A 9,672-nucleotide genomic window follows, 5' to 3' on the forward strand; every position below is an offset into this window, starting at 1 on the left:
CCAGCGCACGAGCACGCCCTGGGGGGGTGAAGGGGGGGGTTGCCCCCCCTTCTGGGGGTTTGGGGGCTAGCCCCCAATCAGCCGTTATCGGTTTACACAATTAACGATTTACACTCAGGGGTGTCTTAATAATGGCCGTGTTCACGGCGTAGTAGGTGAAAATGCGCTGATCCCACGGGGGATGAAAGAGAAGAACATCACCGGTTGGCGCAAGATTCTGTTCAACAATGCTGCTTAGCTTTTGCCATGGCTTTGGTGGTTGGCTTGCCTGTCCCGTTGGGATCAACCATGGCAAAAGGAGAGCGATCGCCACAAGACTCGCCAAGATCCATGCGAGTAACGCACGATGGGTGCGCAAGGCACTGAAACCTGCCCCAACCGCGAGTACTGCTCCAGGCAAGATGATGCTGAGATAACGATAAGCTGCGACTTCAAGCGTGATGCATAGCCCAAAGAGAAGCAAACTTGGTAACACCATTGCCCGCAGAACGACGCCTCTGACTGCTTGATCATCATGCAAAACCACAGCCAGCATGAGCACGATGCTGGCGGCGGCACCCAAAAGCCAGAAGATGAACCAGTTTCCTGCTTGAGGACTCCCCACGACAAGACTAAGCAAGAGGGCGTAATAATCACCTGGCCCACTGATCCAACTTGCCGTTACATCAGCGGCTACCGAAAATTGATACGCCAGACTCGGCAACCACCAGGCAATGCCCAGCGTCATGACGAGATGCAACACAGCCCAGTCGATGAGCCGACGTTTGCGTGTGGCAGGGGGACGCAATTGCCAGAACCAGCAGAGCCACTGTGCAGCTAAGAGCGGAAGACTAAAGTAAGAGGTGAAAAAAAGCGCCAGAGCGCTGGCAATATAGTTTGCCTGCGCACGACTACTCTCCGGATGACGCCAGAGGTTTTCGAATGTGATGAGGCTGACCACACTGAGTAGAATCGTCAGCGTGTAGCCACGGACTTCAAGGGCGTAGTTTTGTAAGATCGGGGCGAGCGCAAAGGCGGTCACACTCAAAAAACTGGCCGGCAAGGCGAGGTGACGCCGCGCGAGCAAAGCAAAGAGCATAGTTGCGATCGCTGCAGCCGTCAGCGAAAAAGCTCTGAGACTCGCCTCGTCATGCCCAATAATCTGTGCCCATCCCCAGAGAAGCAGAAAATAGAGCGGCGGGGTTTCTTCGTTCTTGCGTACGTCATCCAATACCTCGCGAATCGTCGTATGAAACGTGTAACTGGCTGAGAAGGCCTCGTCAGTCCAGAGATCACGATGCATCGCCGGGTAGTTACTTACCGCCAACATCACGACTAACCCCCAGAATGGCAGCGCCCATGTGATGAGACGGGGGAGATCAATGCGGTTGAGCAGTGCCTGGTATGAGGGCATCTGTTGCATAGTATGGTATCCTTGTGCCAGATGAGATCTTCAGGCTTATGGTGGTACGGGCTTGCCCGCCCCCTAGGAGCAATGTCTGTGCAGGTGTTGATTAACGGGAGCTTCTGGGCTGAACCAGATGTTGGGAGCGGTCAGTATCTGCACGGTCTGGTGCGCTGGCTCCCCAGGGTAGCCCCGCAGCATCGTTATATCCTGCTCACTCCTTCGCTTGCTTCTGCTGTACCTCCGCCCCCACATGGTGTAAAGCTGTTGCGTGTCCGTCCGCCCTCCACGCGCCTGGGGGCTAATCTTGCGAAACTTGCCTTTGAGCAACTGACCCTTCCCTGGGCGGTTCAGCGCCTGACCGACCGCCGTGAACCTGCTGTGCTCTTTGTGCCCTATTTTGCGTCACCATTCTATGCTCCGGTGCCAGTTGTGACAACGGTGGGGGATATCATTCCACTCATCTTGCCCGAATATCGTGGTGGACTGCATGTGCGTGCCTATATGTCACTGGTGAGACGCACCGTGCGCCACAGCAAGCATGTCCTCACCTTTTCCATGCGCAGCCGCGATGATATTGTAACGCACTTGCGCATGCCCTCTGCACGGGTAACACCAGTCTTGCTGGCGGCAGGCGATCAGTATCAACCTGGAGATAAAGAAGCGGCCCGCGTTGAGGTTGCCCGACGCTATGGCTTGACCGAACCATTCATCTATTATGTGGGGGGACTGGATGCTCGCAAAAATCTGACCGTGCTCCTCCAAGCTTTTGCGTTGCTCCGCGCACGCGGTGTGCGTGCCACCCTGGCGATTGCCGGGCGCCTGCTCGGCCATGACCGCCGCCTCTTTCCTGATCTGGATGGCCTGATCGCCGAACTTGAACTGACGACGGCAGTGCGCCGGATTCATGTGCCAACCGAGGATGGCCCGTTGCTCTATCAGGCTTGTACGGTCTTTGCGTTTCCCTCACGCTACGAAGGGTTTGGTCTACCACCACTGGAAGCGATGGCCTGTGGTGCCCCTGTGGTGGTCAGCAATGCGAGTAGTCTCCCCGAGGTTGTTGGCCCGGCGGCCATTCGGGTGCCCCCCGATGATGTGGTTGGCTGGGTTGCCGCCCTTGCCCGTGTGCTTGGTGATGAGCGTTTGCGTGCCGAGCTTGAGGCGCAAGGCCTGGCCCAGGCTGCCCGTTTTTCGTATCGTCAGGTTGCCCGTGAGACCATTGCTGTCCTGGAAGCTGTCGCAAGCGCATAAAACAGCGACGGCGGGGTGTTCCCCGCCGTCGCTGTGTTCTGCGCTGTTCAGCTAACTTGCTTGTGCAGCCGCAGTCTCCACGGTTGGTTCAATGCCCTTCAAGGCTGCGACCACAATATCACGGTTGAGCCGCGAGATCGTATCGAGGCTGATCTCTTTGGGGCAGACTGCCGAACACTCGCCAATGTTCGTACAGTTGCCAAAACCTTCGGCATCGTGAACCGCGATCATGTTCACGGCGCGTTGGTGACGCTCGGTCTGGCCCTGGGGCAAAAAGCCCAGGTGAGTCACCTTTGCTGCTGTGAAGAGCATTGCGGAGCCATTCGGACAAGCGGCGACACAAGCAGCACAGCCAATACACGCTGCTGCATCCATAGCTTTGTCGGCATCTGGCTTGGCAACAGGAATGCTATTGCCATCAGGAGCCGAGCCAGTCGAGGCGCTGATAAAGCCTCCAGCCTGAATGATGCGATCAAAGCTCGTACGATCAACCACTAGATCCTTGAGGATTGGGAACGGCTTGGCCCGCCATGGCTCGATCGTGATCGTATCGCCATCGTTAAAGCTGCGCATATGCAACTGGCAGGTCGTCACGGCTTTCTTGCCATGGGCAATACCGTTGATCATTAAGGAACACATACCGCAGATACCCTCGCGGCAGTCATGATCAAAGGCAATTGGCTCCTCGCCTTTTAGGATTAACTCCTGATTTACCACGTCCAGCATCTCAAGAAACGACATGTCTGGACTCACGTGGTTGGCGGGGTATGTCTTGAACTCGCCTGGCGTCTTGGCATTCTTCTGACGCCAGACCTTGAGCGTAACCTTCATCAGAAATCCCCTCTTACTTATAGCTGCGCTGTGACGGCTTCACATACTCGAACGCCAGCGGTTCTTTATGCAATTCGGGCTTCGACAGCGTGCCCGTGTATTCCCAGGTCGAGACATAACTGAAGTTCTCGTCGTCGCGCAACGCTTCACCATCAGCCGTCTGGCTCTCTTCACGGAAGTGGCCACCACACGACTCACTCCGCTGCAACGCATCAACGCACATCAATTCACCCAGTTCGAGGAAGTCTGCCACACGACCGGCCTTCTCCAGTTCCTGGTTGAGGTCGTTGCCTTCACCTGGCACCCGCACATTTTGCCAGAACTCCTCGCGAATCTCGGGAATGCGCTGCAGAGCCTTCTTGAGGCCGGCTTCGTTGCGCGCCATACCGCACTCGTCCCACATCATCTTGCCAAGCTCGCGGTGGAAATCGTCGACCGTACGCTTGCCATTGATTGACAGGAATTTCTTGACGCGGCCATTGACCTCAGCCTCAGCTTCGACAAAAGCGGCGTGATTGGTGTCGACGCCACCTGGCTTGATCCCGGCCAGGAAGTTGGCAATCGTGTAGGGCAACACAAAGTAGCCATCCGCGAGACCCTGCATCAGTGCCGATGCACCAAGGCGGTTGGCTCCGTGATCCGAGAAGTTTGCTTCGCCAGCCACAAAGAGGCCGGGGATGGTGCTCATCAGGTTGTAGTCAACCCAGAGGCCACCCATTGTGTAGTGGATCGCCGGATAGATGCGCATCGGTGTCTCGTAGGGATTTTCACCGGTAATTTGCGCATACATATCAAATAGGTTGCCATACCGCTCGACGATCTTGGCTTTGCCAAGACGCTTGATGCTATCCGAGAAGTCGAGGTAGACACCAAGACCACTGGGCCCAACGCCACGGCCTTCATCACAGACCTGCTTGGCATTGCGCGAAGCCACGTCACGAGGCACCAGGTTCCCAAAGCTTGGATACCGCTCTTCGAGGTAGTAGTAGCGCTCATTCTCGGGGATCTGGCGCGGATCGCGGGTCTCGCCGACCTTCTTGGGTACCCAGATTCGACCGTCATTACGCAACGACTCACTCATCAGGGTCAACTTGCTCTGATGATCGCCAGTTACCGGGATACACGTCGGGTGGATCTGGGTAAAGCATGGATTACCAAAGAAGGCCCCACGGCGATGAGCCCGCCAGATCGCCGTCGTATTGCAGCCCTTGGCGTTGGTGCTCAGGTAGAAAACATTGCCATAGCCACCGGTGGCCAGCACCACCGCATCGGCCACATGGCGCTCGATCTTGCCGGTGACCATATCACGGGTAATAATGCCGCGGGCATAGCCATCAACCACCACAATATCAAGCATTTCGGTGCGCGGGAACATCTTGACCGAGCCAGCCGCAATCTGGCGCTCAAGCGCCTGATATGCCCCAAGCAATAATTGCTGCCCGGTCTGCCCGCGTGCATAGAACGTACGCGACACCTGCGCCCCACCGAACGAACGGTTATCGAGGTAGCCACCGTACTCACGGGCAAAGGGCACGCCCTGCGCCACACACTGGTCAATAATATTCACCGACACCTGGGCCAGTCGATACACATTCGACTCACGGGCACGAAAATCACCGCCCTTGACCGTGTCATAAAAGAGTCGGTAAATGCTATCACCGTCGTTGCGGTAATTTTTGGCAGCATTGATGCCACCCTGCGCAGCGATGCTATGTGCGCGTCGCGGACTATCCTGATAGCAGAAGCACTTAACATTGTAGCCCTGCTCACCAAGCGTCGCTGCCGCCGCGCCACCCGCAAGACCCGAGCCAACCACAATCACCGTATAACGACGGCGATTCGACGGATTGACCAGTTTCATCTGGAAACGATGCGTATCCCAACGCTGTTCAATCGGGCCACCGGGTGCACCGGAATCCAGACCCTTCACAAACTCGATCTGACGTACACTCGTACGCGTCGTCGTCTCGTTTTTCGTCTCGCTCATCGAAAGAAACTCCTCACCGTATGTAGGTTTAGACTGCCGGGCCGACAATGCCTGCCATCACGGCAATCGGAAACGAGAGGTTGCCAATGACGACAGCCACAGCAACCAGGATCGCCAGCCCACGTAGTACGCCTGTATACTTCACACTATTCAGCCCCAGGGTCTGGAACATGCTCCATACCCCATGGTAGAGGTGCATCCCCAGAAAGACCATGGCGAGCATATAAAAACCCGAGATTAGCGGCTTCTGGAAGCCCACGACAACATTGTTGTAGACAAAGTACTCAGGATGGGCCCCCAGATAATTGGGATGTTGAAACTCATTCGGCCCATAGCCAACCATCCCGAAGGTCAGGTGCAAAATGTGATAGATGATAAAGAGCAACAACACAATGCCCCCAAAGCGCATTGTGTAGGCTGCATAGCTTGTCTGCCGCTTGTGCTCACCATACCGCCGTGTACCGCTCACCGCGTTCGCACCCGTGCTCTTGTGGCTCTGCATCGTCAAGGCTGTTGCCGACCAGATGTGCAGGATCACGGCCCCAATCAGTACGAGACGGGCAACCCACAAGAGATGCTCATAGCCAAACACTGGGTAGCCCAGTTCACGCAACCCGACAGCGTACGCATTAAAGGCTTCGGGACCCTGGTACATCTTGGTATTGCCATACATGTGGAAAACCACAAAGCCAACCAGAATGAACCCGGTCAGGGCCATGATCACCTTTTTTCCAACTGATGTCCGATAAAGCGTGAGAACCCCTGTCATCGTCCCGTCCTTCCGTTGTAACGCACACTCAAACACGGCAGATCCACTATCATCTCCCTATTCCGGAGTACACCGGAGGCCATATTGCTTTCTAGCCTGTTGCACAGGTGTTGAAGAGACTATGCTGTGACAACGCAACCAGGTTTTTTTGGTTGCATAACAGCGACGTCTGAACTATTTCGTTAGCATTGAGTGGGGACGTGCGCATCAAACACGCTTCTATGGGGGAATTATAACTGAAAGATCGGCGCTTGTCGAACCTTGTGATCAGTTAGATCTGGCTTGTGAAAGCCATCACACGGCATTAGATAGCCAGAAAACCCTTATAGAACGGCAGGATCTTGAAGCTATATGAAATTTGTATCTTCCGGCACAAAGAACTCCCGCAAGACTCACAGATCCAGCCGAATCTTCGCCCCAAAGCTCTTCTTCTCTTTGCTGGGGAAGTAAGTCAGACACGCCGCATCAAGCAGATCCGCGCTCAACGTTGGCGTTTCCATATTGTAGCGCGCAATCGAGATGATCTGATCAAGAATGTCGCGTGGTTGGCACATGCGAAATGGCCGCTCATCGGGGGTGTACCATTTCGCAATCAGATAGTCAATGCTCCGATCATCATATGGCACTTTGCGTACCTTACACATGATCTTCCAGATTTCACGAAACTGATCTTCCGTCGGGTCAATAATCTCGAATTTGTATTTGATGCGCCGTAACAGCGCCTCATCCCCAAGATCTTTGGGGTCGAGATTGGTCGAGAACATGATCAACTGGTCAAACGGGATCTGAATCTTTTGCCCGGTGACGGTGTTGAGAAAGTCGTAGCGTTTTTCTAGGGGCACGATCCACCGGTTGAGCAGGTCAAAAACGCGCACTTGCTGCCGTCCAAAGTCGTCAATCAGAAAGATGCCACAATTCGCTTTCATCTGAAACGGTGCTTCGTAGAGCTTTGAGGTCTCGTTGTAGATTAGATTCAATTGGTCAAGCGTTAATTCGCCACCAACAATGACCACCGGACGGCTGATGCGCACCCAGCGCCGATCATATTCTGTGGTGTCATCCCAGGGATGCTTCGGCGGCTCATGCACAATGGCATCGTACATCTTGATCACGGCCCCATCCGAATAGATTGTCTGTGGAATAAAGATGTCGTCACCCATCAATTTGGTGATCCGCTCGGCAATGGTGGTCTTGCCATTCCCTGGATACCCAAAGAGCATGACCGAGGTGCCTGAGTTGACGGCTGGCCCTACCGAGTTGAGGATCGATTCATCAATGACGAGCCCTTGAAATGCATCACGGATGTTTTTGCGGGTCACTTTGACGTTCTGCACCGTCTGGGCTTTGACCGAGGCAACCCAGTCTGCGAGCACCACTGGGGCTGGTCCAACATATTGCACCTTGCTCATCGCCGACATGGCGGCCTCTTGACCGCGTGGGGTCAGAATATATTCGTAGTTGATGTCGCCAAAACCTCGTTGCCCAATAATATCAATGTGTTCTACTTTGCGCAGATCGACAATGATCTCTTCCACAATGTGATAGGTCAAACACATGCTGTCAGCAAGATCGCGCCCGGTGATCCGGCCTTTGTTGTAGAGAATGCGCAAAAAGTGTTCGGTTAGAAATGTGCGGTTGAGGCCGGTCTCTTCAAGATTCTGTGGCTCGGGAGGCAAGAAGGAGTTGTTTAGTTGTGGACGAGCCTCATCCTCAGTTGGCGGAGCGTCACCAATCGAGCGTAGTGAGGTTACTGTGTCGCCACGCGTGCGAATTTCGTTGATCAGTTGCTCAAGTTCACTGATGTGCATCGCCAGATGCAGGATCGCATCCTGATCCTGGCGATTCTGGGCTTCGGTGTAACAGGCATAGACAGCGCGGGCAATGGTATACTTGACACCGTCAATATAGAGATGGTGCAAGTATTCCTGTCCGCGCACATAACAATCTCGTGAGTGCGAGCGCCGTGCCTGCATCTCTTCGTATGATCGCTGGTCAAGCAAAAACCGCATAACATGAGCCTTCTCTACCGGTCATCGGGCCAGATAAAAGTTGTCGCGACGGGGTTGCTCTGCGCTAACAAGTATCATCTCTTAGTATACTCGTAGTCACAAGCTCTAGCCTATAGTGCGCTAGTCCTACGCGACCCTGTGACTATCGGTAGCTCCCACTATGACCGGTTGTGAGAAGCCTTTATCGTGTCTTTCGAGGAGAGGCGCCTGTCAATGCATCAATTGTTTGTGGATTGGCGTTTGCTCGTTGGAGCAACTCAATACTGGCTTGCGGGGGGTGATCCCTATGGTGCATATATATTGCCTGATGGGCTTACGTTTGAGCCTGGCTGGTTTGCGTATCCCCCTCCCGTTTTGTTGATCCTTATTCCGCTTACGGTTTTTCCCTGGTTTATCACCGGTCTGTTGGTGCAGATCCTGGCTGTTGTTGGTTTTGAGTACTGGTCGCGCCAGACAACCGGTCAGATGACACTCGTCTGGATGGTTCTTTGGTTGCCTCTGCTTCAGGGCGTGGTGTTAGGCCAAACGACGTTGTTGGTCGTCGTTGTGCTCTTGCTCGCCGAGTTTGCCCGTCGCCAGGGGTTGCTGGTTGCCGCAGGGCTTTTGTTGGCACTGGCGATCCTCAAGCCGCAGGCTGTAGCGCTTCCCGTTCTCTGGCTCTTGTCGTTGGCGCTTATACGAGGTCAATGGTCACTTCTGGTTGCTTTTTTCCTCTCTTCGTTGCTTCTTTGGGGCACGACGCTCCTTCTTGCCGGCCCCGAGATCTATCTCTGGTGGCTGCGTGGGTTGCAAGCCTATCGCTCGATCCTTCCTAATCGTCCACTCCTGTTTCCTCCTGCCGGGTGGCTCCTTGGCGGGATGGCTTGCTTCCTCTGGTATCGCTATGGTCGAGGCGACCCGTTTGGGCTCGCGCTGCTTGTCAATACGCTGATCTATCCCCTCTCGGTGGTCTATGTGGCGCTTGCCCTTGCCCCCGTCGTCATGCGCTGGCGCCCCCAGACGCCCTGGTATCCACTCGTGCTGAGTTGGTTTATTCCGCTGTTTTTTACTCAACTCCCTCGTACCGCAGAGACGATCGCTGCCACGACCCAGCTTGTGGTCGCGACCGCCCTCTTTGCCGCGCTTTTGCCTCCTTTGCGCTGGCGGCTTCGGTAAGCTTTGCTTGGCTGCTAAAGAGAGGGCGCTGGTAGTTTCTGCCGGGGCCGTAAACGGCTCGGCGCTTCGCCTTGCGCCCCAACCCCCAGTTTTAGGTTCGTTTTGGCGGCGGAAGCCGCCAAAACGAACCTAAAAATCTCGTGGAGCGGCGCAGTCGCTCCACAACCCACCGCCGAAGGCGTCTTTAGCAGCAGCCCTGCTGCTAAAGACAGGGCTGATGCAAAGTCAGGCCCGGAACAAGAGGCGGTCGATGGCGGCTGCCAACGACCGCTGCAACGCGGCCAGG

7 protein-coding genes are annotated in these 9,672 nt (G+C 55.1%); 2 read left to right on the forward strand and 5 right to left on the reverse strand.

Annotated elements, in window-relative coordinates:
* Positions 1-100: 100 nt before the first annotated feature.
* Positions 101-1,402, reverse strand: a complete 1,302-nt coding sequence (locus A9Q02_RS04940; protein ID WP_097651247.1) for a glycosyltransferase family 39 protein — start codon at positions 1,400-1,402, stop codon at positions 101-103.
* Between the two features lie 78 nt (positions 1,403-1,480).
* On the opposite strand from A9Q02_RS04940, the gene A9Q02_RS04945 reads away from it, so the two are divergent.
* Positions 1,481-2,635, forward strand: a complete 1,155-nt coding sequence (locus A9Q02_RS04945; protein ID WP_097651253.1) for a glycosyltransferase family 4 protein — start codon at positions 1,481-1,483, stop codon at positions 2,633-2,635.
* Between the two features lie 51 nt (positions 2,636-2,686).
* On the opposite strand, the gene A9Q02_RS04950 is transcribed toward A9Q02_RS04945, so the two are convergent.
* The 4 genes from A9Q02_RS04950 to A9Q02_RS04965 form a co-directional block, all read right to left on the reverse strand.
* The gene (locus A9Q02_RS04950) at positions 2,687-3,466 is read right to left on the reverse strand and encodes a succinate dehydrogenase/fumarate reductase iron-sulfur subunit (RefSeq protein ID WP_097651248.1); all 780 of its coding nucleotides are present in this window, start codon (positions 3,464-3,466) and stop codon (positions 2,687-2,689) included.
* Positions 3,467-3,479: 13 nt separating this feature from the next.
* Entirely contained in the window at positions 3,480-5,453 is a 1,974-nt protein-coding gene (locus A9Q02_RS04955; RefSeq protein ID WP_097651249.1) for a fumarate reductase/succinate dehydrogenase flavoprotein subunit, read from the reverse strand.
* 28 nt (positions 5,454-5,481) lie between these two features.
* Positions 5,482-6,222: a succinate dehydrogenase cytochrome b subunit gene (locus A9Q02_RS04960; protein WP_097651250.1), complete on the reverse strand. Its 741-nt coding sequence runs from the start codon at positions 6,220-6,222 to the stop codon at positions 5,482-5,484.
* 392 nt (positions 6,223-6,614) lie between these two features.
* The gene (locus A9Q02_RS04965; protein WP_097651251.1) at positions 6,615-8,231 is read right to left on the reverse strand and encodes an AAA family ATPase; all 1,617 of its coding nucleotides are present in this window, start codon (positions 8,229-8,231) and stop codon (positions 6,615-6,617) included.
* 213 nt (positions 8,232-8,444) lie between these two features.
* Here A9Q02_RS04965 and A9Q02_RS04970 point away from each other — a divergent pair, with 213 nt between their 5' ends.
* Positions 8,445-9,386 (forward strand): glycosyltransferase 87 family protein, encoded by a 942-nt coding sequence (locus A9Q02_RS04970; protein WP_097651252.1) that lies wholly within the window; start codon positions 8,445-8,447, stop codon positions 9,384-9,386.
* Positions 9,387-9,672: the final 286 nt, after the last annotated feature.

The sequence above is a fragment of the Candidatus Chloroploca asiatica genome (genome assembly GCF_002532075.1).
Taxonomy (GTDB): domain Bacteria; phylum Chloroflexota; class Chloroflexia; order Chloroflexales; family Chloroflexaceae; genus Chloroploca; species Chloroploca asiatica.